General features: G+C 72.0%; 20 protein-coding genes and 1 pseudogene. 9 read left to right on the top strand and 12 right to left on the bottom strand.

Annotated features, from left to right (window positions below; all coding sequences use genetic code 11):
• Complete coding sequence (locus AB0I91_RS33080; RefSeq protein ID WP_499617833.1) at positions 1 to 1,125, bottom strand: chromate transporter; 1,125 nt, start codon at positions 1,123 to 1,125, stop codon at positions 1 to 3.
• A 189-nt stretch (positions 1,126 to 1,314) separates the two neighbouring features.
• Between AB0I91_RS33080 and AB0I91_RS33085 the strand changes: the two genes are divergently transcribed.
• The 3 genes from AB0I91_RS33085 to AB0I91_RS33095 are packed head-to-tail and all read left to right on the top strand — an operon-like array spanning position 1,315 to position 2,989.
• Positions 1,315 to 1,806, top strand: a complete 492-nt coding sequence (locus AB0I91_RS33085) for a hypothetical protein (protein WP_499640477.1) — start codon at positions 1,315 to 1,317, stop codon at positions 1,804 to 1,806.
• Positions 1,807 to 1,842: 36 nt separating this feature from the next.
• A complete protein-coding gene (locus AB0I91_RS33090) occupies positions 1,843 to 2,484 on the top strand; it encodes a class I SAM-dependent methyltransferase (protein WP_499617835.1) in 642 nt (213 codons plus the stop codon).
• Positions 2,485 to 2,497: 13 nt separating this feature from the next.
• Complete coding sequence (locus AB0I91_RS33095) at positions 2,498 to 2,989, top strand: GNAT family N-acetyltransferase (protein WP_499640479.1); 492 nt, start codon at positions 2,498 to 2,500, stop codon at positions 2,987 to 2,989.
• Between the two features lie 576 nt (positions 2,990 to 3,565).
• Here AB0I91_RS33095 and AB0I91_RS33100 read toward each other — a convergent pair.
• Both AB0I91_RS33100 and AB0I91_RS33105 read right to left on the bottom strand, forming a co-directional pair.
• The gene (locus AB0I91_RS33100; protein WP_499640481.1) at positions 3,566 to 4,123 is read right to left on the bottom strand and encodes a metallophosphoesterase family protein; all 558 of its coding nucleotides are present in this window, start codon (positions 4,121 to 4,123) and stop codon (positions 3,566 to 3,568) included.
• Positions 4,124 to 4,267: 144 nt separating this feature from the next.
• Complete coding sequence (locus AB0I91_RS33105) at positions 4,268 to 4,510, bottom strand: acyl carrier protein (protein ID WP_230568605.1); 243 nt, start codon at positions 4,508 to 4,510, stop codon at positions 4,268 to 4,270.
• Positions 4,511 to 4,755: 245 nt separating this feature from the next.
• Here AB0I91_RS33105 and AB0I91_RS33110 point away from each other — a divergent pair, with 245 nt between their 5' ends.
• Positions 4,756 to 5,928 carry a glycosyltransferase gene (locus tag AB0I91_RS33110; protein WP_498786634.1) on the top strand — a complete coding sequence of 391 codons (1,173 nt, stop codon included), beginning with the start codon at positions 4,756 to 4,758 and terminating at the stop codon, positions 5,926 to 5,928.
• A 176-nt stretch (positions 5,929 to 6,104) separates the two neighbouring features.
• Here the strand turns inward: AB0I91_RS33110 and AB0I91_RS33115 are convergent, their stop codons facing one another.
• The 3 genes from AB0I91_RS33115 to AB0I91_RS33125 all read right to left on the bottom strand — a co-directional run bounded on the left by AB0I91_RS33115 (position 6,105) and on the right by AB0I91_RS33125 (position 7,757).
• Positions 6,105 to 6,464: a DUF6292 family protein gene (locus tag AB0I91_RS33115; RefSeq protein ID WP_498786636.1), complete on the bottom strand. Its 360-nt coding sequence runs from the start codon at positions 6,462 to 6,464 to the stop codon at positions 6,105 to 6,107.
• A gap of 157 nt (positions 6,465 to 6,621) precedes the next feature.
• The gene (locus tag AB0I91_RS33120) at positions 6,622 to 7,080 is read right to left on the bottom strand and encodes a DUF4383 domain-containing protein (protein ID WP_498786638.1); all 459 of its coding nucleotides are present in this window, start codon (positions 7,078 to 7,080) and stop codon (positions 6,622 to 6,624) included.
• A 179-nt stretch (positions 7,081 to 7,259) separates the two neighbouring features.
• Positions 7,260 to 7,757 carry a MarR family winged helix-turn-helix transcriptional regulator gene (locus AB0I91_RS33125; RefSeq protein WP_498786640.1) on the bottom strand — a complete coding sequence of 166 codons (498 nt, stop codon included), beginning with the start codon at positions 7,755 to 7,757 and terminating at the stop codon, positions 7,260 to 7,262.
• Between the two features lie 32 nt (positions 7,758 to 7,789).
• Between AB0I91_RS33125 and AB0I91_RS33130 the strand changes: the two genes are divergently transcribed.
• A complete protein-coding gene (locus AB0I91_RS33130) occupies positions 7,790 to 8,788 on the top strand; it encodes a DMT family transporter (RefSeq protein WP_499640483.1) in 999 nt (332 codons plus the stop codon).
• Between the two features lie 5 nt (positions 8,789 to 8,793).
• On the opposite strand, the gene AB0I91_RS33135 is transcribed toward AB0I91_RS33130, so the two are convergent.
• Positions 8,794 to 9,339, bottom strand: coding sequence for an ArsR/SmtB family transcription factor (locus tag AB0I91_RS33135; protein WP_498786644.1), 546 nt, complete (start codon positions 9,337 to 9,339; stop codon positions 8,794 to 8,796).
• Between the two features lie 94 nt (positions 9,340 to 9,433).
• Between AB0I91_RS33135 and AB0I91_RS33140 the strand changes: the two genes are divergently transcribed.
• Entirely contained in the window at positions 9,434 to 10,783 is a 1,350-nt protein-coding gene (locus AB0I91_RS33140) for a M20/M25/M40 family metallo-hydrolase (RefSeq protein WP_499640485.1), read from the top strand.
• Positions 10,780 to 12,585, top strand: coding sequence for a S9 family peptidase (locus tag AB0I91_RS33145; protein ID WP_499640486.1), 1,806 nt, complete (start codon positions 10,780 to 10,782; stop codon positions 12,583 to 12,585). The genes AB0I91_RS33140 and AB0I91_RS33145 overlap by 4 nt, the downstream gene beginning before the upstream one ends.
• 100 nt (positions 12,586 to 12,685) lie before the next feature.
• Here AB0I91_RS33145 and AB0I91_RS33150 read toward each other — a convergent pair whose 3' ends face one another.
• Both AB0I91_RS33150 and AB0I91_RS33155 read right to left on the bottom strand, forming a co-directional pair.
• Positions 12,686 to 13,684, bottom strand: a complete 999-nt coding sequence (locus AB0I91_RS33150) for a YdcF family protein (RefSeq protein ID WP_498786650.1) — start codon at positions 13,682 to 13,684, stop codon at positions 12,686 to 12,688.
• A gap of 25 nt (positions 13,685 to 13,709) precedes the next feature.
• Entirely contained in the window at positions 13,710 to 14,684 is a 975-nt protein-coding gene (locus tag AB0I91_RS33155) for a Gfo/Idh/MocA family protein (RefSeq protein ID WP_499640488.1), read from the bottom strand.
• A 146-nt stretch (positions 14,685 to 14,830) separates the two neighbouring features.
• Here AB0I91_RS33155 and AB0I91_RS33160 point away from each other — a divergent pair, with 146 nt between their 5' ends.
• Both AB0I91_RS33160 and AB0I91_RS33165 read left to right on the top strand, forming a co-directional pair.
• Entirely contained in the window at positions 14,831 to 16,054 is a 1,224-nt protein-coding gene (locus tag AB0I91_RS33160) for a DUF4032 domain-containing protein (RefSeq protein ID WP_498786653.1), read from the top strand.
• 176 nt (positions 16,055 to 16,230) lie between these two features.
• Entirely contained in the window at positions 16,231 to 17,151 is a 921-nt protein-coding gene (locus tag AB0I91_RS33165) for an ABC transporter ATP-binding protein (protein WP_499617793.1), read from the top strand.
• Positions 17,152 to 17,377: 226 nt separating this feature from the next.
• Here the strand turns inward: AB0I91_RS33165 and AB0I91_RS33170 are convergent.
• The 3 genes and pseudogenes from AB0I91_RS33170 to AB0I91_RS33180 all read right to left on the bottom strand — a co-directional run.
• Positions 17,378 to 17,638 (bottom strand): annotated as a pseudogene (locus tag AB0I91_RS33170) (HAD hydrolase family protein); the annotation flags it as partial.
• 382 nt (positions 17,639 to 18,020) lie between these two features.
• A complete protein-coding gene (locus tag AB0I91_RS33175) occupies positions 18,021 to 24,047 on the bottom strand; it encodes a DNRLRE domain-containing protein (RefSeq protein ID WP_499640490.1) in 6,027 nt (2,008 codons plus the stop codon).
• Positions 24,048 to 24,131: 84 nt separating this feature from the next.
• Positions 24,132 to 25,910, bottom strand: coding sequence for a helix-turn-helix domain-containing protein (locus AB0I91_RS33180; RefSeq protein ID WP_499617791.1), 1,779 nt, complete (start codon positions 25,908 to 25,910; stop codon positions 24,132 to 24,134).
• Positions 25,911 to 25,925 lie beyond the last annotated feature (15 nt).

Below are 25,925 nucleotides of genomic sequence, written 5' to 3' on the forward strand. Positions count from 1 at the left end.
TCAGAACAGCGGGATCAGGGCGCCGACGACGCCGGCGGCGACCAGGGCGCTCACCACGCCCCGGCGCAGCGCCAGCAGCCACAGCACGGCGAGGCCGAGCAGGACGAACTGCCACGGCTCGTGCAGCGACCAGGCCAGCGGCACGGTGGAGCCCGCGATCGCGCCGATGGCCGCCGCGCCCGCGCCGGTGAGGAACGCCTGGGCCCGGTCGTCGTCCCGCAGCCGTTGCAGCCTCGGACCGCCCGCGATGACCATCACGAACGACGGCGCGAACGCCACGAACGCGGCCAGCAGCCCGCCGCCCAGCCCGGCGGCGGCGTAGCCGACGACCGCGACCGTCTGCACGACCGGTCCCGGGGTGATCTGCCCGAGCGCCACCGCGTTGAGGAACTGCGCGTCGGTCATCCACCCGTACGTGTGCACGGCGTCCTGCCGCATCAACGGGATGATCACGAAACCGCCGCCGTACGACAGCGCGCCGACCTTGGCCGCCACCCACGTCAACGCGCCCAGCCCGCCCCCGGCGGCGGGCAGGGCCAGGACCACGGGCCAGTTCGCGCCCCGGCCCGGCGGCGTCCGCACCGCGATCTCCACCAACCCGGCGGCGACCAGCACGAGCACCAACCACGGCCCGGTCACCGCCGCCGCCACCGCGCCCACCACCAGGTACGCCGCCCAGCGCACCCGTGCCGCCGACGCCGAGCCGACCCGCCGGTAGCTGCCCGGGATCAGGCCCCACGCCGCGTGCAGCGCCACCGCCGGCACCGCCGCCCCCGCGCCCGCCGCCGCCCCCGTGACCCACGCGGGGGCGTTGTCGGCCAGGAACAGCACGGCCAGCGCCAGGATCAACACCAACCCCGGCACGATGAAGCAGACCCCGCCGACCACCGCGCCCGCCGCGCCGCGCAGCCGCCACGCGCAGAGGATCGCGAGCTGCGTGGAAGCGGGCCCGGGCAACAGGTTGGTGACCGCGATGCCGTCCTCGAACTCGCGATCGGACAGCCACCCCCGGCGGGTCACGCACAGGTCCCGCAGCAACGCGATGTGCGCGGGCGGCCCGCCGAACCCGACGCACCCGATCCGCCCCCACTCGCGGGCGATGGTCCCCAACCCGACCCCGGTCACGGGGCGGCCACGCGATCGACCGAGGTACCGCAACTCACCGCAGCCAGCTCCCGGACGTGGAGGTCGTCTCGCATCGGGGCCATCTTCACCGAGCCGCCCGCCACGGGCAAAACCGCCCCCTGTGACGCTTGCCCCGGCCGGCTCCGCTGCCCGACACTGGCCACGGCGCGGGTCGTGGGGAGGCGCGGGGTGAAGTTCGCCGCCTGGGTGGTGTTCGCGTGGGTGAGCCTCGCGACGGCGATCTGGGCCGCGCCCGTCTCGATGACCCACGTCGGCGGCGACGTCCCCGCGCAGGACTCGTTCGACCACCCGTGCGCCTTCGACGAGGCCGGGATGAAGAACTGCTCCGACACGTCGTCCTACCGGTGGCCGTTGTCCGGTGGAGGCGCCGTCACCACGACGTGGGAACCCGGGCGTGAGGACATCACGGCCGTCACCGGCACGCTCGTCCACGAGCACGCCGACTGCCCCGACAGCCGCGTGGAGTGGACCGTCGTCGCCGGCGACCGCACGAGCGGGACGCTGACCGCCGAGAACCCCACCATCGAGCTGGACATCGACGTGTGGCAGCCGCTGCGCGAGCTCACCCTGACCGTCCGCCGGCTGGACTCCGCGCCCTGCGCCGGCGCGCTGCGGTGGAGCGACCCCCGGCTGGAGCCCCCGTACAAGCTCCTCCCCTGACCCGGCCCCCGAACCGCCGCCGCTAACGTCACCGCGGTGAGCGCAGACGACTGGCTGACCGACACCAGGGTTTCCTACGACACGGTGGCCGAGAGCTACCTCGACATCGCGGGCGAGGCGTTGGCGAAGACCCCGCTGCTGCGGGGCGTCCTGGCGATGTTCGCCGAGGCCGCCCGCGAGGTCGGCGGCCCGGTCGCCGACATCGGCTGCGGACCGGGCCTGATCACGTCCCACCTCCACGGCCTCGGCCTGGACGTGTTCGGCGTCGACCTCTCACCCCGGATGGTCGAGCTCGCCGGCCGGCGCCACCCCGACCTGCGCTTCCACGTCGGCTCCATGACCGACCTCGACCTGGCCGACGACTCCGTCGGCGGCGTGCTGGCGTTCTACTCGATCATCCACGTCCCGGACCGCGAGATCCCCGCGGTCCTGACCCACTTCCACCGCGTGCTGCGGCCGGGCGGCGTCGTCATGCTCGGCTTCCACGTAGGCGACCGCGCCCGCCTCAAGACCGAGGGCTACGGCGGCCACCCGATGTCCGTCCACGTCCACCGCCGCCCGGTCGAGCGAGTGGCCGGCTGGCTGCGTGACGCGGGCTTCACCATCGAGGCGCAGGTCCTCATCGGCCCCGACGACGAAGTCCCGGGCGGAATGCTCATCGCCCGGACCGGATCTTGAGGAAGCTCGGGCCGTGCCGGACCTGATCGCGCCGATCACCCGCCTCCACGACGCCTGGTTGGCGGCACGCGACGACTGGGGCCCGGGCGTCCACGAGGACGGCTTCGGCCTGCTCCCGTCCGACGAGGTCGATTCGCCTGAAGGATTCGCCACCTGGGTCGCGCGCATGGCCGACGGGCCCGGCTCGGTGTGCCGGTGGATCGTCGAGGACGGCCACGTGCTCGGCGGCATCGCACTCCGGCTCACCCCTGACGACCACGTGCGGACCTTCGGCCACATCGGCTACGGCATCCGCCCCTCCGCGCGCCGACGGGGCCTGGCCACCTGGGCCCTGGGCCGCATGCTGGACGAGGCCCGCTCCCTCACCCTGCACCGCGTGCTACTGGTCTGCGAAGACACCAACACCGCGTCGGCCAAGACGATCGAGCGCAACGGCGGCATCTACGACGGCACCCACCCCACCGACCTCGGTGCCGTCCGGCGCTACTGGATCAACCTCCACTAACCCCGACCCCCGCCACCACCCACCACCACACCGCACCTCCGCCCCTCCCCACCCCCCCTTCCACCCTCTTCCACCCTCTTCCACCCTCGCCACACCTGTCCGCCGCCGGGCCGCCGTTTTATCCGGCTAACGGAAGACATGCGATTCGGGTTGTCCCAGGTTCCACTCTTCGCCCAACCGAGTGATCCACCACCCGCCCACCGAAACCACCAGACCCCGCCCGCCCACAACGGACCCGCACACCCGCACCGAGACCACCCGACCCCACCCACCCACAACGGGCCCGCAGCATCCCCACCGAGGCCCGATTTGACATGGGTTCGGGTGCCATAGGCTGGTCGAAGCCGGGCAGGCTTGGCGGACGCTCTTCCCGCCAGGCCTGCCCGGCTTTGGCCTGCCTGGGGTGCCCGTAAGGGCCCCATGTCAAATCGAGCCGAACGAGACCACCACCGCCCCGCCCAACCCAACCGCCCAACCCAACCGCCACCCACCCAACCCGACCCCACCGGCCCACCCCCACCGACCCGGCACCCGTCGCCCCCCACCTCACCTCACCTCACGTCACGTCACGTCACCTCACGTCACCGGCACGATCCGCGCCGACACCAACTCCCCGTCCTCGATGTCGAGCAACCCGATCGTCCCGTGCGGCTGACGGCGGCGGTCCGTCGGTGAACCCGGGTTGAACACCCGCAAACCACCCGCACCACCCCCGCCCCCGCCACCGCCCCCGCCACCGGCACCGGCACCGGCACCGGCACCACCCTCACCGGTGACATCCATCGGAATGTGGGAGTGGCCGAACACCACCAGGTCCGCCTCCGGGAACCGGCGGCGCATTCGGGCAACCCGTCCGGTCGCCTGGCCGCTGTCGTGGATCATCGCCACGCGCAGCCCGGCGAGCTCGACCTCCACCGTCTCGGGCGCGCCCCACTCGACCACGTCCGGCCCGTCGTTGTTGCCGCACACCGCTATCACCGGCGCGTACTGCGCCAACTCGTCCAACACCGACGCCACGCAGACGTCACCGGCGTGCAGGATGACATCCGCGTGGCGCAGGTGTTTCGCCACTTCCGGGGGACAGGACTTCCACCGCCGGGGCGCGTGGGTGTCCGACAGCACGACTACCCGCATGGCGCGGAACCTACTACCCGCCGGCTCAGCCCGGCAGCGATCAACCCTGGCCTCACATCAACCCTGGCCCCACATCAACTCCGGCCACACGTCAACTCCGGCCCGCATCAACGCCGGCCCGCATCAACTCCGTCCGGTTCCGGCTCAGGTCAGGGCCGGACCCGCGTCACCGCTCGCGGCCAACTCCTTGAGGAACTCGTGGCACTGCTTGGCGCGCGCCGAGTCCTCCTCCATGACGCGGCGGAAGAAGGTGGCGATCTCCTGCTTGCCCGCGTTCTCCGCGTCCCGGACGTACTGGCCGTAGTCGTGGCCCGCCTTGAGCGCGTGGTACTGCACGGAGATCAGGTCGTAGCTGACGTCGTCGAATCCGGTCTCCCCGGTGGCCATGGCCCCTCCTCTGTCGGTCGGTCGTCCTGTGCCATACCCGCCAACCACGCCGCCAACCGCACCACCGTCGACATCACCTTCGACATCACCGTCAAACGTCACCGTCAACATCACCGGCAGCCCCGCCACCACCCGGACGTGGTCGCGCTGAGTGGCAGGGGTCGGTGGTTGCTTGTAGCGTGCGATCCGGGTTGAGACGACAGCCTTGGACTGGCGCGAGCCGTTTTATCGGCTGGAGGAACCCCATGAGAATCGCGGTCGTCTCGGCGCACGCGAACCCGTTGCCCGTGCTCGGCGATGCCGAGGAGGGCGGTCAGGACGTCCACGTCGCCGATCTCTCGGCGGCACTGGTCGCGGACGGGCACGAGGTCGTCGTGCACACCCGACGTGACTCCCCTCGACCGCCCGACGTGGTGCGCACCCGGCTCGGTTACGACGTGGTGCACGTGACCGCGGGGCCGCCGAGCCCGGTTCACCCGGACGAGTTGTTGCCTCACCTGGACGAGTTCACCCGGTTCCTGCGCTCGCAGTGGCGGGCCGACCCGCCGGACGTCGTGCACGCCCACTACTGGACGTCGGGCGTGGCGTCGGTGCTGGCGGCCAACGGTCTCGACGTGCCGGTGGTGCAGACGTTCCACTCGTTGGGCGTGGTGGCCCAGCAGGCGGGCGACGAGGGCGTGCCGGAGGCGCGGCTGTCCACCGAGCGGCTGATCGGGCGCGAGGCGAGCCGGGTCGTGGCGCTGTGCACGGACGAGAAGGCGCACTTGGTGCACATGGGTGTGCCGCGAGCGCGGCTGGCCGTCGTGCCTCCCGGGGTGGACGTCGAGCGGTTCAAGCCGGACGGGCCGCGGTTGAACCGGCCGTTGCGGCACCGGCTGGTCTCGCCGGTGGTCGGGGCCGAGGACGTGATCACGGCGTTGCGGTCGGTGTGGGAGACGGAGCTGGTGGTCGTGGGCGGTCGGGCGGAGGAGGTGCGCCGGCTGCGGGAGCACTCGCGCGCGTCGGGCGTCGGCGACCGGGTCCGGCTGGTCGGCCGCGTGCCGCAGGTGGCGATGCCCGCGTTGCTGAGGTCCGCCGACGTGGTGGTCTGCGCCGGGTCGGACTGCGCCGCCGTGACACCGCTGGAGGCCATGGCGTGCGGCGTGCCGGTGGTGGCCGCGAACGTCGGCGGGGCGACGGACATCGTCGTGGACGGCGTCACGGGTCTCCTCGTGCCACCGGACGACCCACGGGCGCTGGCCCGCGCGCTGCGGCCCCTGCTCTCCGACGACGCCCGCCGCGACGCCTACGGCATCGCCGCCACAGACCGGGTCGAGGCCAGGTACAGCACGACCAGGATCGCCGCCGAGACTGTCCGCGTGTACCGCCAGGCCACCGGCCGACCGGAGGCGCTGGAGTCTTCCCTCAACGACGGCTGACCGCGCCTCTCACCACCCCGGCCCCACCGTTCCCTCACCGGGACCGAACGCCCGCACCCGCATCCGCGCCCGCAGCTCGGCGCAACCACAGCTCGGCGCAGCCACAGCTCGGCGCAGCCACAGGTCGGCACGGGCACAGCTCGGCGCGGGCGCGGGGAGGTTGCGGTGTGGCCGGCTCACGGCCGGTAGGTGCGCAGGCGGTCGGTCAGGTCGTCCGGCGTGCCGTAAGCGCGCAACCGGATCGGCCTCGGGTCGCCGGGGTGGTCGCCACGCCTCAGCGCCGCCACGTACGCAGCCACCTCCGGCGCGGGCGGCAGGACGTCGCCGCCCCGGTAGGTGATCACCACCGGCTGCTCGGCCGGCCGGGTGCGGACGGCGGCGGCCCAGCCGTACTCCTCGTCCCACAGCAGGGCGAAGTCGCGGCCCGGGAACGACGGCAGATTCCCGTGCACGTCGAGGCAGGCCGTCGCGGGCGGGCCGGGGTTGGCGCGCCAGCACTCGCCCGCCAACCCCAGCTCGACCGCGACGGCCCGCACGTACCGCTGGAGGCCACGCGTCGGCGTGTCCTCGGCCCCGGATTCGGACCCGGACCCGGACCCGGACCCGGACTCGGACTCGGACCAAGGTCCGGGCTCGAACCAAGACCCGGACCCGGACCCGGATTCGGGGGTCACGCTCGCCACGTCCCCCGGGTCACCCGGTCCCGTCGGCCCGAGCCGGACGGGCCGAGCGGCCCAGCGCGAAGCCGAGCGCGATCATGCCGAGGCCCAGCAGCAGGTGCAGCCAGTTGTCGGCGGTGTTGACGGGCACGAAGTTGGCCGAGCTGTCGTGGTCGACGAGGAGCCCGTACAACCACAGCAGCAGGTAGACGACGCCGCCCGCGACGAGGTACAGGAACGCGTTGCGCGCCGTCTTGGCCATCACCAGCCCGAGGACGCCGAACGCCAGGTGCACGATGTTGTGCAGGATCGACACGGCGAACACGCCGAAGAGCTTCGCCTGCGACTCGTGCCCCGCGAACTGGATCGTGTCGTAGTCGGTGGTGATGCCGGGGATGAACCCGGCGATCCCGACCACGAGGAACACCGCGCCCACCACCGCCGCCGCCAGTTGGACCGGTGTGCGTGTCGTCGCTGTGCCGGGTCTGGACATGTCGACTCCCGTTGCCTCGCGGAAACCCACTTCGGTTGCCGTCCGACTACCCGACGTGGGTGCGCGCAAACGACCGGCCCGACCACCGACCGGCCGAACCACCGGGGCGGACGACAGCGAGCACGACAGCGAGCACGACAGCGACCACGACGGCGAGCACGACGGGACCACGGCGGCGGTCAGCGCGGCGGTTCGAACCGGGCCAGCCACGTGGTCAGGATCTGCTCCAACCGCCCGGCGTCCTCGGCGTCGAGGGCGTCGAGCAGCTGCCGCTCGTTGGCCATGTGCTCGGTGAACGCCTGGTCGATCACGCGCCTGCCCGCCTCGGTCAACGCGACCACGCGCCGCCTGGCGTCGCCGTGCCCCGGCCTGCGCGTCACCAGGCCGTCGCGCTCCAGCCGGTCGATGCGCTTGGTGATCGCGCCCGTGGTCACCATCGTGTGCTGGGCCAGCTCCCCCGGCGCGCGCTCGTAGGGCGCGCCGGCCCGGCGCAACGCGGCGAGCACGTCGAACTCCCCCTCGCCGAGCCCGTGCCGCCGGTACACGACGGCCAGCTGCTCGGTCAGCACGGCCGCGAGGCGGTGCAGCCTGCCGATGACGCCCTGGGGCGTGACGTCGAGGTCCGGCCGTTCCCGGGCCCACTCGGCCTGGATGCGGGCCACGCGGTCGAGTTCCATGACACCACAGCATAGCTTCCACGGAAGCTACAATGTCTTCCGTGGAAACTATCCGGTGGGGCCTGGTCACGGCGATCGCGCCGGTCGCGTGGGGCTCGACGTACTACGTCACGCACCACTTCCTGCCCGCCGGCCACCCGCTGTGGGGAGCGGCGCTGCGCGCGCTCCCCGCCGGCGTGCTGCTCCTCCTCCTGTGCCGCGAACGCCCTCGTGGCCGGTGGTGGTGGCGGTCGCTGGTGCTCGGCACGGTGAACATGAGCGCGTTCTTCGCGCTCGTCTACCTCGCCGCACAGCTGCTGCCGACGAGCCTGGCCTCGACGATCACGGCCACGTCACCGGTCGTGATGATCGCCCTGGCGTGGCCGCTGCTCGGTGAACGGCCGCGTGGCCGGGCGGTGCTGGGCGCGCTCACCGGCATCGTCGGCGTGGTGCTCATGCTCGCCTCGGGCGTGGACGCCGTCGACTTCCTCGGGGTCGTGGTGTCGGTCGCCGCGATGGCGCTGTCCGCGTTCGGGCACGTCCTGACGAAGCGCTGGGGCGCGGGCGCGGATGTGCTGTCGATGACGTCCTGGCAGCTCGTCGCGGGCGGCGCGGTGCTCGTCGGGCCCGCGCTCGTGGTCGAGGGCGCTCCCCCGCCGCTCACCGGCGCCACCCTGCTCGGCTTCGCGTACGTGTCCGTCGTCGCCACGGCGGTCGCGTTCGTCGCCTGGTTCACCGGCCTGCGCCACCTGGAGGCGGGCACGGTGGGGTTGATCGGCCTGCTGAACCCGGTCACCGGGGTCGTGCTCGGTCTGCTGGTGGCGGACGAGTCGCTGGGCGCGCACCAGGTGCTGGGGCTCGTGCTCGTGCCGGTCGGCGTGCTGCTCGGACAGCGGACCGGGCCGACGTCGAGCAGGGCGGCGTCGGCTCCATCCCGCGCGGACAGCGCCACTGCGGGTGCTCGACGACGTCGAGGACCTTCCGGTGCGCAAGCCGCTGCCGCCACCGGTTCGAGCACTGGAGGGCGGGAGCGCTCCGACACCACCACCTGAGGCGTTCAGCCCTCTCGGAACCCGGGGCGCGCCACCAGCGACCACAGGTAGCTCAACGGCTCGCCGTCGGCCTCGTCACGCTCGACGAACTCGGTGATCAGCGCGGTCAACCGGGCGTTGAGCTCCGCCTGGGACGCCGCGCCGAGGCGCAGCACGCCCCTCGCGCTGTCCCGGTTGGCGTCCGGCCCGGCCTCCAGCACCTCGGCCCGGTGCGCGGCGAGCATCGCCAGGTCCACCCGCTGGACCAGGCCCTCGCCCTCGACGTCGACCAACCCCAGCCGCCACGTCCGGCCGGTCGCCCGGTACGGCCGTTCCAACGCGCCGCGCGTGCCGCTGCGCACCGGTTCGGCGGCCAGGAAGTCCCGCTTCACCAACGCCCGCACGTGCCGCAGCACGGTCGCCGGCGCGACGCCGAGCCGGTCCGACAGCTCCTTGTTCGTCAACGCCCGGTCCCAGCACAACCGCAGGATGCGCCAGCGCAGCGGGTGCGCGAGCACCTTCAGCTCCTCGACCGTCGCGTCGCGGGCGGGGTGATCAGGCGGGGCCGGCACGCCGCAGAGGCTAACCCACCCGTCCTTGCCGCGCCCGCCAGTGGTTTGGTTCACTGCTATCGATTGCACTTCGTGAAATCACTAGGGGTGTGGCGTGGACGGACTGGCGCGGCGGGTCGGCGAGTGGGTGCGCGAACGGGACGGCGAACTGCTGGCCGAACTGGCCGGGTGGGTCGCCCGACCGAGCATCAGCCGCACGGGCGAAGGCATGGCGGACGCCGCCGCGCACGGCGCGGAACTGCTGCGGCGCAACGGCTTCCAGGCCGAGATCAGGCAGACCGACGGCTGGCCCGCCCTGCTGGGCGCCGCGCCCGGCCCGCCCGGCGCGCCGCACGTGCTGGTCTACGGCCACTACGACGTGCAGCCACCCGGACCGCCGCACGAGTGGGTCACCCCGCCGTTCACGCCCGACTTCCGCGACGGCCGGCTCTACGGCCGGGGCGCCGGCGACAACAAGGGCCAGCACCTGGCCCAACTGCTCGGCCTGCGGGCGTTGCGCGAGCTGACCGGCGGCCTGCCGTGCCGGGTGACCGTGCTGCTCGACGGCGAGGAGGAGATCGGCAGCCCGCACCTGGCGTCGGTGCTGCGCGGGATCGACCGGCCGGACCTGGTGGTGTGGAGCGACGGCCCGGTGCACGAGTCCGGCCGCGCCGCGGTGGTGCTCGGCGTGCGCGGCGTCGTCACGTTCGAGTTGCGGACCACGGGCGCGTCCGGCGTGCTGCACTCCGGCAACTGGGGCGGTGTCGCGCCGAACCCCGCGTGGCGGCTGGTGCACGCCCTGGCGACCATGCGCTCGCCCGACGGCCGGATCCTGGTAGACGGCGTCACCGACGACGTCGTCCCGCTGAGCCCCCGTGAACGCGACGCGCTGGACCGGCTGCCGGTCGACGTGCCCGCCACCCTCGCGGGCATCGGCGTCACCGCGATGGAACCGCCCGCCGACCTCGGCTACAGCCGCCGGCTGGCCTCGCCCACGTTCACGATCAACTCGTTGAGCTGCGAGGACACCCCGGAACACCGCACCGTCATCCCGAACCGGGCGGTGGCGCGGTGCGACATGCGGCTGGTCGGCGGGCAACGGGCGGAAGCGGTGCTCGCCGCCCTCAGAGCCCACCTGGCCGTGCACGCGCCGGACGTGGACCTGGTCGAGGGCGCGGCGATGCAGCCCTCCCGGACGCTGCCGGAGACCCGGTGGACGAACGCGGTCCTGGCCGGCGCGGAGGCCGGGTTGGGCGAACCGCCGCTGCTCGTGCCGGCGCTCGGCGGCAGCCTGCCGATCGCCGCGTTCACCGACGCGTGGGACGTGCCCTGCTACGGCGTGCCGCTGGCCAACGTGGACGAGGCCAACCACGCGCCCAACGAGAACCTGGACCTGGGCTGGTTCCGGCGCGGGATCGTCGCCGCCGCCACCGTGCAGCACGCGATCGCGGAGGCGGGGCGATGACCTGGACCGACTTCGAGTGGCTGACCGGCGCCGAGCCGAGCCCGGACGGCAGGTCCGTGGTGTGCGTCAGCGACGCCTCCGGCCGCCCGCAGCCGTGGGTGTCGCCGCTGGGCGGCACCCCGCGTCACGTGGAGGTGCCCGGGTCGGTCCGCCGGTGCGTCTGGCGGCCGGACGGCGCGCGGCTGCTGGTGCTGACCGACCCGGACGGCGGCGAGGACCACCGGCTGGCCGAGGTCGACCCGGCCACGGGCGAGGTGGTGTGGCTGGTCGCCGAGGAGGGCGTGCGGTGCGAGATCGGCACGCCGTACGGCAGCACCGGCCGGCCCTACAGCCCGGACGGGGCGCTGCTGGCCTACGCGAGCAACGCGCGTGACCGCGAGGTGTTCGACGTGCTGGTGCGCGACCTGCGCACCGGCGACGAGCGGATGGTGCTGCGCGGCGACGACCGCTACCTGCCGATGGGCTTCTCCCCCGACGCACGGCTGCTGCTCGTGCTGCGGCTGCACCAGAACACCGAGCAGGACCTGTTCGCGTGCGACCTCGCCACCGACGAGGTCCGGCTGCTCACCCCGCACGACGGTCCGGCGAAGTACCACCCGGTCGCGTGGCTGCCCGACTCGTCCGGCGTCCACCTGTGCACGACGCAGGGCCGTGACTTCCTCGGCCTCGCCACGCTGTCCCTGGACGGTGGGCTGACCTGGATCGACACGCCGGAGGCCGACGTGGAGGGCGCCGCCCTCTCACCGGACGGCACGCGGCTGGCGTGGGGCGTCAACGAGGACGGCTACACCCGGCTGAGGTGGGCCGACGTCGGAGGAGCACCCGCCGACGTCACCGGGCTGCCACGCGGGGTCTCGGTTGCCGAGTTCGGCTTCGACGGCTTCGCCCCGAGGTTCACCGCGTCGGGTGAGCTGCTGGTGCAGCTCGCCCGGCCGGACGCGGCGACCGACCTGTTCCTGGTGGACCTGGACCGGGACGAGGCGCGGCGGCTCACCGACTGCGGGGCGCGGCTGCCGGGCGCGGTCGTGCCGCCGACCGTCGTGCGCACCACGAGCGCCGACGGCGAGACCGTGCCGTGCCTGCTCTACCGGCCGCCGTCGGCGAGCGCGGAGCACCCGGCGCCGGTGGTCGTGACCGTCCACGGCGGACCGGAGTTCCAGGCGAAGCCGGGGTTCGACCCGCTCGTGCAGGCGCTGCTGGCACGCGGGATCGGCGTGCTCGCGCCCAACATCCGGGGTTCGTCCGGTTACGGGATGCGCTACCAGCGGCTGATCTACCGCGACTGGGGCGGCGGCGACCTGGCCGACCTGGAGGCGGCGGCGCGGCTGCTCCACGACGTGCCGTGGGCCGACACGGCCCGGCTGGGCGTGCACGGCGCGTCCTACGGCGGGTTCGCCGCGCTGTCGTGCCTGACCAGGCTGCCGCACCTGTGGCGGGCCGGTGTGAGCGAGTGCGGCTCGTCGGACCTGCTCAACGACATCCGGTCGTTCCCGCCGACCTGGCGCAAGCGGGCGGTGGACTGGATCGGCGATCCCGACGACCCGGCCGACGTGGCCGTCCTCACCGAGCGCAGCCCGCTCGAGCACGCCGACCGGCTCACCGCGCCCGTGCTGATCATGCACGGCGAGAACGACACCAGGGTCGACCCGGCGGAGTCCGAGCGGATGTACGGCAGGCTGCGCGAGCTGGGCAAACCGGCGCGGCTCGTGCTGCACCCCGGCGTCGGGCACGAGTGGGACCGGGCCGGGCTCGCCGACACCGTCGAGCTGATCGTCTCCTGGTTCGCCGACCACTTCCGCTGACGACCGCACGGGAACCGGGCTCACCTCGACCCGGGCACGCCGACCGCCGCCGCAGGGCTCGCCTCGCTCACCGTCCGGGTGTGAGGTCGTCCGGGCGGGATCAGGACAGGGCCAGCAGCAGGTGCAGGCCGACCAGCAGGCCGCACGTGAGGGTGTGGACGAGCGGGTTCTGGGCCAGCAGCGCGGCGAACTCGCGCAGGAACGCGCTGGGCAGGAAGTACCACGCCGTCGGGGCGCCGATGATCTGCATGCGCAGCCGCAGCCTGCGGGCCAGCACGGCGGCGCGGAAGACGTGGAAGTTGTTGGTCACCGCGACCGCCCGGCCGGTCCAGTCGCGTTCGGCGAGCAGCCGCGCGCTGTACGCCAGGTTCTGCTCGGTCGTCGTCGCGCGGTCCTCCAGCACGATCAGCTCGTCCGGCACGTCGCGGCGCAGCAGGTAGTCGCGCATCGCCGCGGCCTCGGACACCGCCTCGTCCGGCCCCTGCCCGCCCGAGACGACGAGCAGCGGCGTGCGGCCCGCAGCCACCTCGCGGCGGTACAGGTGCAGGCCGCGGTCCAGCCGTGCGGCCAGCAGCGGCGGCACGCGGTCGCCGATCAGGCCCGCCCCGAGCACGATCACCGCGTCGAAGCCCGTGCGGCGGCCGATGCTGCCGTACACGATCGAGTACAGCAGCAGGCTGACGAACAGGAACGCGACGTAGGCCGCGACGATCAGCAGCGACCCGATCAGCGCGTCGACCACCGGCCCGGTGTGCGCGGTGGCGAAGCCGAACGCGAGCACCACCCCGAAGATCGCCAGGCCGGCGAGCAGCGAGAGCAGGTTGGCCAGGCCGAAACCCTCGCGGCGCAGCATGAGCACGCCGTTGGCGATCAACGCGGTCGGCAGCACGAAACCCAACCCCAGCAGCACGGCCACGAACGCGTAGCCGACGACGACGGCGGACCAGCCGCCGTTCGCCGAGGCCCGGAACACCAGCCACAGCAGCAGGAACACCAGCGTCACACCGAGCCACACGGCGTTGCCGAGCCGCCGCCGGTCCCGGATCACGCCGATCACGAAGAACAGGGCGGGCACGAGCGCCGCGATCCCGAAGATCATGCGGGCCAATGTAGACGGCCGGCGGTCACTCGAAGTCGTCCAGCACGCCTGCGGGCGTCCGCGGCCCGAGGCGGCCGGCGGTGGCGTGCAGTCCGGTCAGGGTCGCGGCGGTGGTGAGACCGAGGATCGGGTCCGGCCGGTCGGACAGCAGGATCGCGTACAGCGGGCGGTAGTGGGCGACCTTGCGCGGGGTCCGGCCGTCGCCGCCGTGCTCGGCCAGCAGCTCACCGCCCCGGAACGCGAACGCGGTCATCGCCGTGTGGTCCAGCCACACCTCCACGTCACCGCAGGTCAACGCGGTGGACTTGCTGCTCGCGCCGGTGCGCCAGCTGGTGTGCAACCGGGCCGTGCCCACCGCGCCGCGGGACCGGAACGACGCCACCGCCCAGCAGCTCGTGCGCTCGTCCCGCAGCGACGTCACCGCGCCGACCTGCACGAACCGGGCCAGCACGGTGAGCTGGTTGATGCCGGAGTCGGTCCACGCCGAGAGGTAGGAGGTGAACGCCTGGTCGCCCTTGAGCACGTACGGGTCGTTGAACGCCGAGGTGATGGAGGTGACCGGCCCCCACTCCGGGTGCGCGGCCACCAGGTCCGCCGCCCACTCCACCTCGGGCGAGAACGCGAAGTGGTGCGCGGTGAACAGCCGGTCGTGCGCGCCGTCCACGCCGCTCAGCCGGTCCACCGACGCCAGGTCCGGCGCCAAGGGCTTCTCCACCAGCACCCGTGCGGCGGAGCCGGTCAGCACCGACGTGGCCAGGTCGGCGTGCGAGTCCGCCGGCGTGGCGATCACCACCAGGTGCGGTCGGTGCGCCGCCAACGCGTCGTCGAGGTCGCGGTAGTGCGCGGGGGTCGCGCCCCGGAACACCGGCGGCCCGGCGTGCGGGTCGACGGTGAACACCAGGTCCACCTCGGGCCGTTCCGCGAGCACCTCCAGGTGCGTCCGGGCGATGGTGCCGACCCCCACCAGCCCGACCCGCGTCCGTCCGTCGATGGGTCCCACCCCGGCAGCGTCCACACCCGGCAGTATCCGCCTCGCCGAACCGCCGAGGGCCTTCTTGATCGTGACGACCAGGACACATCGCGTGGCTCGACGGTGCCGTGACGAGGTAGTTTCAGCGTCGTCCGCGCACCAGCCTCGGGGAGCACATGCGATTCCTCTTCCGCCCACCCGCCAGCGAGGCCGGTGGACTGCTCTCGCTGCCCTGGGCCCAGCCCCTGGAGGAGTGGGACGAGAAGCTGCTGCTGACCGTGCCCCAACGCGGTATCTCGCGGCACGTCGTGCGGTTCGTGGCCAGCGAGGGCCGCGTGTACGCGCTCAAGGAGATCGCCGAGTCGCTGGCCCGCCACGAGTACTCGATCCTCGGCGACCTGGAGCGGGAGGGCATGCCCTCGGTGTCGGTGCTCGGGCTGTGCGTCGACCGCCCGGACGACCAGCAGGCCATCCTGGTCACCCGCTACCTCGACCACTCGATGTCCTACCGCTACCTGTTCTCCAGCCCGCGCGTCGAGCACTCGGCGGACCGCCTGGTGGACGTGCTGGTCGGGCTGCTGGTCCGGCTGCACCTGTCCGGCACGTTCTGGGGCGACTGCTCGCTGTCGAACACGTTGTTCCGGCTGGACGCGGGCAACCTGGCTGCCTACCTGGTCGACGCCGAGACCGTCGAGCGACACCCGGAGCTGTCCGCCGGCCAGCGGACCTACGACGTGGACCTGGCCCGTGAGCGCATCGGCGGCGAGCTGATGGACCTCGAGGCCGGCGGCCTGCTGCCGTCGGACATCGACCCGATCGAGGTCGCCGACAGCGTGCCCCGCCGGTACGCCGCGCTGTGGGAGGAGGTGACCCGCGAGGAGTTCTTCCAGCTCGACGAGCAGCGCTACCGGGTCGCCGAACGCCTGCGCCGGCTCAACGACCTCGGCTTCGACGTCGACGAGGTCGAGCTGGTCACCTCGGACAGCGGCGCGCGGCTGCGGGTGGACATCCGGGTCGCCGAGATCGGCCAGAGCCGCCGCGAGCTGTTCAAGCTCACCGGCCTGGAGGTGCAGGAGGGGCAGGCCAGGCGCCTGCTCAACGACCTGCGCTCGTTCCGCGCCTACCTGGAGCAGCGCGACGGCGCGCCCGTGCCCGAGACGACCGCCGGCCACCTGTGGCGCAACGAGGTCTACGACCCGGTGGTCGCCGCCGTGCCGCCCGACCTGCTCGGCGTCCTGGCCCCGGCGGAGCTGTTCCACGAGGTCCTGGTCCACCGCTGGTTCCTGTCCGAGAACGCGGGCCGTGACGTGGGCACCACCGCCGCGCTGCGCTCCTACCTGGCCACCGTGCTGCCGAACCGGGACACCGAGGTCGACGACGAGGACGACGACCTCGACTGATGGTGACGAGCCCGGGGTGACGCCGTCGGCGGTTCGCCCCACCGGCTGACGTCCGGTCCGGATCCACCGGCCCGGACGAGGACGGCGCTACAGTGTCACCTGCTCCTCAGGGCTGGAGCGCCAAGCGTGGACGTCTGCCGATCCCCTTGCCCTGCGCGATCGGCGAGGAGTTCACCTTGCGCACGCGTTCTTCAGCGACCGAACCGGTCATCAAGGCGCAGAACCTGGGGAAGACCTACGAGTTCCACCGGCAACCACAAGGGCTGTCGGGCGCCGTCCGCAGCCTCTTCCGCCGCGAGCTCACGAGCGTGCGGGCCGTCCACGGCGTCGACCTGACCGTCGGACGGGGCGAGATCGTCGGCCTGCTCGGGCGCAACGGGGCGGGCAAGACCACTCTCGTCAAGATGCTGTGCGGGCTCCTGGTGCCGACCGAGGGCGACCTGGAAGTGTGCGGTGAGCGGCCCGCGGACCGGTCGTACTCGTTCCTGTCCCGGATCTCGGTGATCTTCGGCCAGAAGGCGATGCTGTGGTGGGACGTGTCCACCCGCGAGTCGCTCAGGATCCACCGGAGCATGTACGAGATCTCCCGCGACGACTTCGCGGCGACGGTGGTGCAGCTCGGCGACCTGCTGGGCATCACGGACATCCTCGACACACCGGTCCGCCACCTCTCGCTCGGGCAGCGCATGCGCTGCGAGCTCGCCCTGGCCCTGCTCCACCGGCCGACGCTGCTGTTCGCCGACGAGCCGACGATCGGCCTGGACGTCGAGGCCAAGGTGGTCGTGCGGGACCTCTTCCGCGAGATCAACCGGACGTTCGGCACCGCCATCGTGCTGACCAGCCACGACATGAAGGACGTCGAAGCGCTCAGCGATCGCGTCGTCATCATCAAGGACGGTTCGGCGGCGTTCGACGGCGACCTCGCCGAGCTGCGCGCCCACGCCGACCTGCCCGCGGAGGTGGTGCTGACCTACCGCGACATCCCACACCTCCCCGCGGAACTCGCGCACGACTCCACAGAGGACGGCGCACGCAGCGTCCGGTTGCGGCTCGGGGATCGACCGGTGCCGGAACTATGGCGGACCGCGGCGCGGTGAGGCGAGAGTCGACGGCCTCGGCCGTGCGGGCCAGTTCCGCCGCGCTCCGCGTCCCGCTCCGGCACAGCAACCGCGTCGCGGGCCGGCCGAGGTGGAACAGGGCGGCGATGTCGGCGCACACCGCACCGGGCTCGGTGTCGGTGGCCGGCCACCAGGCGTACCCCCGCTCGTACCCGAAGGTCGTCTCGAGCTCCGTGGCGCACGCCACCGTCGGATCGACCGCGCGGAGCGCCGTAACGCACTCGAGCCCTTGGCCCCGGTCGAGCGGAGCGATGATCCGCACCCGACCGCCGGTAACCACCGAAGCGCCGTTGGACGTGAGGACCTTCGCGAAGAGCAACAGGGGTTCCGCGGGGACGTCGGACAGGGCCCGCGAAGGGCGGCCGGTGATCAGCGTGGTCCGGACACCGCTGTCGCGCACGTGGCGCAACATCTCGACGTCCTCGTCGAGGACGACGTTCCCGGTCTTCACCAGCGTCCCGTCCAGGTCTCAGATGAGCGCTCTCACCTCCCGGCCCGTTCGCGCGGGGTGGCCGCACGCGCGGCGGACAGGACCGGAACGCCGCGTACAGCGCGACACCGGCCGCGCCGTTGCGCAGCCCCCGGACGAGCACGTCCCGCGCCTTGCCCAACCCGCGCGCCGGCGACGGCCTCGGCAGCACCCCGAGCCGTTCCCCCATCGCCTGACCCGCTCCGTAGGCCCACACGCTCCGGAGGTCGTCGGCGAGGCCGAGCGGCTTGTGCCCCGTTCGCGAGCAGCGCCGACCTCACCTTCGCCAACGGCCACGCACACCTTGCCGTCCTGTGCGATCCGACGACCGCCCGGATTCCCCCAGGACAGGGGGATCGGGGCGGTCATCGCGATCAGTTCAGTAGATGATGGCCGGCAACCACCGTGGCGAGTTGCGTATGTGGAACCACCTCCATGGCGCGATCCACACTCCGTACACCCGGCCCCAGGCGAAAACCTTCACACCATCCCAATCCTGGCCCCACGTCGTCCTGCCCCCGGGCCACAGCCACTTGGTCGGGCTCTTGGTTCCCCAATCCTTCGCCACCAGGATCGGCAACGGGGTCAGGTTGATGATGCGACCACACATCTTCATCCCCCATCTCCACTCGCAGTTGGGGTTGTAGCCGCTGGTGTCACTGCAGTTGTTCGGGTCGCCCACGCAGTAGTCATAGCTGTTGACGTTGCCGTTGGCGACCGCGTCGACTTGGAGGAAGCGGCCTGTCGCGGGGTTGTACAGGCGCACACCCATCACCATCATGCCGTCCAGGGTTTCGGACGATCTCTGGGCGGCGCCCAACCAGCCGTACCTCGTGGGCGCCTGGCCCTGCCGGGGGACGCCGAACTCGTCCGTGGCCCGGGTCGTGGCAGTCGCGGTCGCCGGATCGTAGACCACCGTGATGTCGCCGTGCAGGTCGGTCAGCTGGAGCTGCACGTCGCCGGACGCCGAGGTCGTTGCCGCCAGGTCGTTGTCCAGGCCCTTGACGTTGCGGGTCAGCGCGTTCGTCGACCGATCCTCCACTATCCAGTCCGGGGTGTCGTGTTCGGTTCCGTAGTGGTTGATCCGGGTCCAGCCGCCTTCCAGAGCGGTGGAGCGGACGCGGGACGTGGCGTCCATCGTCCAGGTTTGCTCCGCACCACCGACGGCTTGGGTGTGGATTCGGTCGTTCACGTAGTAGGTCAGGCGGCCCGCCCCGCCTGTCATCGTCACCGTTCGACCGAAGGCGTCGTAGCCGTGGCCTTCGTCCACCAACCGGTCTTTCGTGTCGTACGCGTGCGCCTCGACCGTGTTTCCCCCCTGGCAGGTCGTGGTCTGCTTCGACGTGCGGTTGGAGTTCCTGTCGTACCCGTACGACCGGGTGACGCACGTGTCGTCCGCGCGGACCAAGCGACCCACGGCGTCGTACTGGAAGTCCTGTGTGGACAGATCAGCCTGCGTCAGCACCTGGTTGTGCACCGAGTTGCTCGACGTGCTGTCGAGCAGGACCACGCTGTTCGCGGCGGTGTAGCTGCGCCGTACCGACACGCCGGTCTCGTCGACGGTATCGCGCATGATCACGCCTGACGGCATCTTCTGCTCGACGATCTCCCCGCCCGGACCGTACGTCGCGGTGAAGGTGCCGGCTATCGAGTCCGTCATCCCCACAGCCAGTCCACGCGGTTCTCTCGTGGTGTCGTACTCGTACGTGACCTCCGACGGCACGGTGTTCGTGACCTTCACCGGGCGGTTCAGCGCGTCGTTGTGGTACGTCGTGCGGCCGCCATCGGCGTCCGTGTACGTCAGAACCCGACCGAGGGCGTCATAACCCACGGCAACCGCGGCACCGTCCGAGCCCACCGTTCGAGCGACCCTTCCGGTCGCCGGGTCGTACTCGGTGGTGACCGCGGGCACGGGTGCCCCCAGGCCACCGGTGACCGTCACCGTCACCTTGCGGCCCGCAGGGTCGTAGGTCGTGCTGGTGACGCGGGAGACGCCGCCTGCCGACTCGATCGTCTGGTCCACCAGGCCGTTCGCCGCGTAGGTCGTGGTCTTGACGACCCCGTCGGACGGGTTCGCGCCGCCACCGGTGATGGGTGCCTTCGGCTCGACCCGGCAGATCATGCCCGCCCACTCCGGACGGCCGCCGCAGTGACCGCCGACGGCCGCGGAGTAGTAGGTGGTGACGGTCGTGGCGGCGTCGTTGCCACTCGACGCGGGCAGGCTCGACTCGATCGGACGGCCCTGCGGGTCGTGGACCGTGGTCGTCGCCAGTGCCAGACCACCCGGGTCCTGCACGGTCCTGGTCTCCAGCCCGTTCGTCCAGTCGTACTCGGTCGTACGCGTTCGTTGGTCGGCGTCGACCGGGTAGCCGGTGATCGCGGCTCCGGTCACCTCCCGGGTCTCCTTGTTCTCGACCTTCGCGCTGCCGTCCGCCGGCCGGCCCTCGTCGTAGAAGACCGCCTTGTGCGTGCGTGCCGGCACGCGGCTGCCCACGGGCAGCACCGGCACACCCCCGGTCGCCGGCACTGCGTTCGCCAACTGGATCACGTGCAGCGGGCCGTACTCGTGCGTCTTGCGCTGCCCGTCGGCCTCGTAGACCGTGGTGGTCGACAGCAACGCCGCTCGCTCCGCGGGGGACTTGTCCGCCATGCCCAGGTGGGTCGACCGAGCACCGTCGCCCAGTGCGAGTTGCCGGTTGGCAGCGGACAAGGTGCGCACCACGTTGCCGTACTCGTCGTGCTCGGTCGTGCTGGTGTGCCCGCCGGGCTGGATCTCGTTGACCTCCCGGGCATCGGGGTTGAGGTAGTGCACGGTGGCGCGCCGGTAGTCGCCGGCGCCGAGGTTGTCACGCCCGGTGTGGCTGCCCGGCACCTGGTCCGCCGGGAAGATCGCCGTCGCGTCGGTGGGCGCGTCGCGCTGCGCCCAGGCGGCGACCGACAACTCCGCCATGTCGTGTGGCGCCTCCTGGCCGCTCACCGGGACGTCGTAGACGAGCGTGGTCAGGGCGTCGCCCTCGACCTCGTTCTTCGTGCCGGGTTCCAGCGCCGGGCGGGACACCGCGAGCAGCATCCCGTCACCGGCCGTGTCGTCGTTTCCGGCGCGGCCGTAGTAGAACGTCCACGGCAGCTCACCCGGCGGCGTCAGGCGACTGATCCGCCCGGAGTCGTACTCGTACTTGGTCTTGAGCGCCGGGCTGAGCCGCGGATCCCACACCTCGCGCAGCCGTCCCAGCGTGTCGTAGGCGTACCGACCGAGACCCGTCTCCCGAACGGTGGCACCGGACTCCCACACCTTGATCAGGCTCACCTGACCGGTGTAGTCACCGAGCACGGTGGCGGTCGCGGTCGTCCGGGGCGCGTACACCAGCTCCACGACCCGGCAGCCGTGCGGCAGCGTCGTCGGGACCTCCACGTCGCACTGCGCCGGGGAACTCACCGCCGTTGTCGGTGGGATGATCTTGCGCAGCCGGGCGCGGGTCTTGTGGTCGGCGCCGACCACCGCGTCGTACACGTAGACCGTCTCGGCGTTGGCGGTCGCGGGGAAGGTGGTGCGGACCGCATAGGTGCTGACCTCGGCGGCGACCTTGGCGAACACGGTGGTGCGCCCCTCGGTGTCCCGCAGGCTGTAGCGGTCGTTCGACGCGTCGTGGGTCAGGCTCAACTCGCCGGCGTCCGGCTGCGGGACCCACGTCCCGTCGACGTCCCGGGTGAATCCCACCGCCGTGTCGTCGGTGCGGACCACCTCGACCGACGTGGCCGACGTGGCGCGGAGTTGGGTGAACTGGCCGACGGCGTCCTGCGAGGTCCCGCCGGAGGTCCAGGCGGGCCCGAACATCGCCACGGTGCCGTCCTGTTCGGCGCCGGCCAGCGGATCGCGTGAGGAGAACGTGCGCGAGATGCCCACGCCGAACGCCGACACGTCGTCGGCGGACAACGCGTAGTCGCCAGTCAGCAGGTTGACGGTGCCAGGCCCGATCTGCTCACTCGCGGCGGCGTCGGCGGCGCGGTCGACGACGAGGTCGACGCCCTGTGATGCTTGCCCGGCGGTGAACTCGGCCCTGATCTGGATGACGCCGTCCGTCGTGAGGGTGCGCGTGACGTCCCAGACGAGGTCGCTCGACACCCCGACCGGCCAGGTGATCTGCGCCCCGTCCGACTTGCGGCGCACGTCGCCCTGTGGGACCGGCTTCCACGTGTCGGCCGCACCGCGCCGGTAGGCGTAGGTGACGGTGGTCAGCTCGGCTCGCGCCAGAGCGGACAGTTGGACCCGCCGCGCTGTGCGCGCGCCCGGCTCCGGGCTCGTCACCGCGCCCGTCCCGGCGTGGAACCGGTACGTCGTCGGCGAGGAGTCGTTGCCGGCTGCGTCACGGGCCCACGCCGTCAGCGTGTGCCTGCCGTCGGACTCCGGTGTGACGGTGATCGTGTGCGGCGTGCCGGAGTACGGCACCTCCTGGCTCGGGCCGTCGTCGAGTCGCCACACCACCCACGAGACGTCGGCGGTCGGCGGGGTGACGGTGAACGACCCGGGCGTGCCGGTGCCGCCGGCCCAGCGGCCTTCCGGGTAGTCCGAGGACGCGACCGCGGGCGCGGCCGGTGCGACGAAGTCGGGGGTGAAGGTGAGCCACGGCGATGCCGCCTCAACGCTGTTCTTCGTCGCCTTGGCCCGGAACCGGTACGCCGTTCCCGCCGTGAGCGGCGTCGGCACCTGCCAGGAGACGGTCGCGTTCGGCGTCGTCGACGTGACGGTGCCCGAGGTGACCGGCGTGCCACCGGCTTCCTGCAGTTCGAAGGTCACCTCGTCGGCGAGGTCGTCGTCGTCCTCGACTCGGGCGTTGAGCGTCGGCCGGTCCGACCGCGTCCACGTCGGGCTGGCCTCCGGAGCCGTCGACGGCGTCACGGCGGGCGCGCTGAGCCGCAGCGGCCACGTGTAGGTGACGTCGAGCCGGGGCCACGCCGACGCGGCGTCCGCCGACTGGAACTTCTTCCAGTCCTTGATGTTCTTCTCGTCGCCCGCCTTGATCAGCGCCGAGTGCAGGTTGTTCGGCGTCGCCAACCAACTCCGCACCAGTTCGGTGGCGTTGAAGTGGATCCACGCCGAACCGCCGCACGAGTTGTGGTGGTGGGACTCGACCTTGACGTCGTAGCGCTGGCCGAGCGTCGGCCGGTTGGCCCACACGGTGGTCGCGTCCGCCGGACCGGAGGTCGACCACAGCTCGACCGGGCGCGGCTCGCACACGTAAGAGTTGTCGTTCCAGACGATGACCCGGGCCTGTTCGACGGTCGCGCCACGCAGCGGGCCGACGTCGAAGTTGAGCAGCGATCGGGCGATCTTCTCGCCGTTGGTGCCCGACTGGAGTTCGATCTGCGTGTGCTTCGGCGTGTTGCCCTGGGTGGTGTCGACGTAGGTGTCGAAGGTGGTGCGGAACACCAGGTACGGGTCGACGGTGACCGGGTAGGCAACGGCCGGATCGGCGAGGAATCCCTGATCCGGGCGCAGGGTCACGGTGACCGCGTCACCGGACTGGTTCACTTCGTGGTCCACGGGCGTCGAGCGCGTAGGCTCACCGAGGCGTTCGTCGCGCTCCGCTCCCCACATCCGCGGCGGCGGCATGGTCGCGATCACGGTGCCGGCGTCGTCCACGAACTCCACCATGCCGCCGGGCGACGTGCGGACGGCCTCGAGCCCTTCCACCGTGATCGGCACCGAGAACGAGACCGGTCCCGTAGGGCGCCGTTTCAGCACGAAGTACTGCTCGAAGCCGGACCGGCGGGACTCCACCACGAGGTCGGTGTCCGGCCGCACGTCCGGGTAAGTGATCTTCACGCCGTCGACCTCGGGTTCGGGCAGTGCCCCCTGCCAACCGATGGTCACGTCGTGGCCGCCGACCTGGGTCGACACCAGCGCTGTCGTCTGCTCGCGAGCGCCCCTCGCACGCGCGAACGTCGCTTCCCACCCCGTCGCCTTCGGCCGGACGCCGTCCCGGTCGACCCGCAGCGCCGGGTCGACCGTGAGCCACTCCCCGTCCTTCTTCGTCCGCACCGGGCCCGCGGCCAACTCGGTGCGGAACGAGCCGTCGGGGTTCGCCCACGTGGTGGACGTTTCCGTGCGCTGTCCCACCACCTCGACCGGCGCGTTGCGCAAGCGCGCGGTGCGCAACGCCGACGTCCCGTCCGGCGCGGGACCTCCGGCGGCCGTCTCCGGCCGTTCCGCGCGCGTCGGGAACACCGACGGGAGGGCCACGACCGATGCCCCGATCAGGGTCACGGTCAGCGCCGCGCTGACCAGTGATCTTCCTTTGAAGAAGGCGCGCAACGGAACCATCCTTCCGGTCGAGCAGAACGCGTACTCGTCGGGCACACGCAGCTTGATCGGCACGTGACGCGGGAACAAGCGCAGGGGCCGCACCAGGGATGGTGGGACGAAATGTAGGCGTTGACCTGCGAGAACGCGCAGCGGCGGGACGCTGCGGCGGTACTGTGGTGATTCCCGTCAGCGGCGGGGATCGGTACTCGCGGCGATGAGAACAGGCTCTTCGGTGACCGTGATCGTGTCTCCCGATCGCACTTTCTCGACCCTCCCGTCGAGGTGGCGCAATTCCTGGCTGCGAGGACCGGCCGTGAGGGTGGCGGTTCCCTCGTCGGTCCAGCGGATCGTGGCGTCGTAGGTCTGGCCGGGCTCGGTCACGGTGAACTCGCACTGCCACACGTTGTCCGGCAGGTTCGCCGGGGCGCCGTGGCCGCACGCACGGCTGTGGGCGTGGTGCAGCCAGCGCTGCAACTGCTCGACGGCCAGCGCCGCGCTCGTCGGCACTCCGCCAACCGGTTGAAGCACGATCGGGATCCTCGTACCGCCCCAGTTGTAGAAGTACATCCGTTCGAGGTTGACCTTGCGCGCGTAGATCCCCACCAGGAAGAACCGCACGGCGTGGTTGCGGGCGGTGGCCTCGTCGAGGGGTTCCTGCAACGCGATCGAGTACGCGGTGCCGGTGCTCCACAACCGCGGGTGGACTCCGGCTCGGTGCATGACCCGATCGATCGACGCGGTCAGGTCCACCATCGTTTCCGGCGGGTCGGACGCCTGTCGCTTGAACAGCTTGATGCCCGCGACGTCACAGTGGTCGTACCCGCCGAGTTCCGCGAAGCGCCGGAGGAAGGCCACGCCCTCGGAAGTCCACAGCTCCCCCATCCCCGGGCACACCACCGTCGCGTCCGGGTCGCTTGACCGGATGATGTCCCCGGCCCGGCGGGACATCTCGATCAGGGTCTCCACGCTGCCCGCGTAGAACTTGCGGTCGTTGGCGAGGACCCACAGCTCGTACGCCTCGATCCGCCCCCGGTAGCGATCGACCAGCGTCCGGACGAACAGGTCCCAGTCCGAGAGGTCGGTCGGAGGTGCGGCGGTGGCGTCCGGGTACGGCGCGACCGGGCCGTCCGGGGCGGCCCACTTCGGGGTGCCCCCGAAGACGAACAGGGGCGGAACACCCGCTCGCTCCGCACCGCTCACCAGTCGGTCCAGCACCGCCCAGTCGAACTCTCCGCGGTGCCGCTGGATCTCGGACCACCGCGTGCCGCCGTCCCAGAACCGGACGGCGCCGACGCGGAACGCGGGCATCGCTCCGGTGGCGCTGTTGATCGTGACGCCGAACAGCGCGCTCGGCACGGGAGCCGGTGGCAGCGTCCAGGCGGGCCCGGTGAGCCGCTGGTCCACCGACCGGTCCGGGGCGGTCGCGGCCAGATGCGTGCCGGTCGTGCTCGACACCAGGATCACGGCCAACACCGCGTTGACGACGGCCAGCGCCGTCAGGCGCCGAGTCCGGACCCTCCGGCCGGGTCGTGGGGCCATCGGCGTGAGCGGCTTCGGCGGTTCGGGCGAGTGAACGGCCTCGGCGGGCGCTTCGTCGTCGGCGACCTCGTTCGCGGAATCCGTGGCGCGCAACCAAAGGCGATGCAGCAGGATCATGTCGTCCCGGCTCGCGCCGCACGCCGACGCGATGCGCTCGACGACGGCGAACTCCTGCGGCGCGTTCGCTCCCGTGCAGTACCGGTGAACGGCGGACTTGCTCAGGTGGACCTTCCGACCGATGCTCTCGTAGCTGCGGCCACTGGCGAGCTTGAGTCGCTCGAGCTCGTCTCCGAGCTCTCGGGATCGCGAGTTCCCGGCCATGATCCCCCGATCACGATCGGCCAGACGCTCCGGCCCCTCGACTCGTGTATCGGCGAACCCGCCATTCCCGTAACAGACCGGATGAGGCCGGTTGCGAAACGTCACGGCAGCATGCCGTGC

It is taken from the genome of Actinosynnema sp. NPDC049800 (assembly GCF_040656635.1).
Classification (GTDB): domain Bacteria; phylum Actinomycetota; class Actinomycetes; order Mycobacteriales; family Pseudonocardiaceae; genus Actinosynnema.